The sequence below is a fragment of the Peribacillus sp. P4_C12 genome (assembly GCF_056402095.1).
The window spans coordinates 1-1,343 of sequence record NZ_JBFUIB010000802.1 but is presented as its reverse complement, the minus strand read 5'-3'; the positions used below and the strand labels follow the sequence as shown (position 1 = coordinate 1,343).

Annotated in this window: 1 protein-coding gene and 1 pseudogene; both read left to right on the top strand. The window is 40.1% G+C overall.

Going from position 1 to position 1,343, the window contains the following annotated elements; genetic code table 11:
* The first annotated feature begins 35 nt into the window (after positions 1-35).
* Entirely contained in the window at positions 36-1,139 is a 1,104-nt protein-coding gene (locus tag AC1DUW_RS29130; RefSeq protein ID WP_477644226.1) for a prephenate dehydrogenase, read from the top strand.
* A gap of 26 nt (positions 1,140-1,165) precedes the next feature.
* Positions 1,166-1,343, top strand: a pseudogene (locus AC1DUW_RS29125) (3-phosphoshikimate 1-carboxyvinyltransferase); the annotation flags it as partial.

Genomic DNA, 1,343 nt, shown 5'->3' with positions numbered 1-1,343 from the left:
GCATAGAGGAGCAAAAAGAAGCGGGGGGGAAAAGTGTGAAGGGAAAGGTTTTTGTAATAGGTCTAGGCCTAATTGGTGGATCTTTGGCAATGGCTGTACGCCATGCACATCCTGAAGTTGTGATTGTTGGAATTGATCTAAGCGAAAAGAATATTCAACTATCAAGGCTGCTGGGAATCATTGATGATTCAGTATCTTCTCTTGAAGCGGGAGCGTGTGACGCTGACTTAATTCTGCTGGCAGTTCCCGTAAATGAAACCGTCCAGATTTTAGCGAAATTAGCTGATTTGGATTTGAAAAGAGATGTCCTCATTTCTGATGCGGGAAGTACAAAGGATAAAGTCGTAAAAGCGGCAAGACCATTGATAGATAAAGGTGTGGCCTTCATCGGTGGTCACCCTATGGCTGGGTCTCATAAAAGCGGTGCAGGGGCTGCCAAACTACATTTATTTGAGAATGCGTTTTATTTACTTACTCCAGATGAAACTGTAGAAGAAGGTAAAATAGAGCAGTTAAAAGAATGGTTAATTGGCACAAGAGCGAACTTTTTGGTAGTAACACCTAGTACCCACGATAGACTGACAGGAGTAATCAGCCATTTTCCACATATCGTCGCTTCCGGGTTGGTTAAACAGGCAGAGACATATAGTAAGGAAAATGAGCTGATCTCTAGACTTGCAGCTGGGGGATTCCGAGACATTACGAGAATTGCCTCAAGCAGTCCGGAAATGTGGCGTGACATTTTGTTACATAATCGTGATGTGTTACTGGTATTAATGAATGATTGGCTGAAGGAAATGGAGAATGTCAAAGAGCTTGTAGAAAATGAAGATAGTGAAGAGATTCTGCGTTTCTTTAAGGATGCAAAGACTTTTAGAGATGATTTGCCAACCCATGCGAAAGGCGCAATCCCTGCTTTTTATGATTTATATATCGATGTACCGGATTATGCTGGTGTAATTTCTGAAATTACCGGATATTTAGCTCAAGAAGGAATCAGTTTAACAAACATAAGAATTATTGAAACTAGGGAAGAAATATACGGTGTTCTAGTTATCAGCTTCCAAACGGATGTAGACCGTATTAAAGCATCGGAATGTATTTCAAGACATACAGAATATGAAACAATTCTGGCATAATAAAATAATAGTCGAAGGATGATTGTATGAATACAAAAAGTTTAAAAACGAACATTCAATCATTACGTGGTGCAATTGCTGTACCAGGAGATAAGTCTATCTCCCATCGTTCGATTATGTTCGGAGCCCTTGCCGAGGGTGAAACGACAGTTACTAATTTTCTGCCTGGAGCAGATTGTTTAAGTACTATTTCCTGTTTTAAAC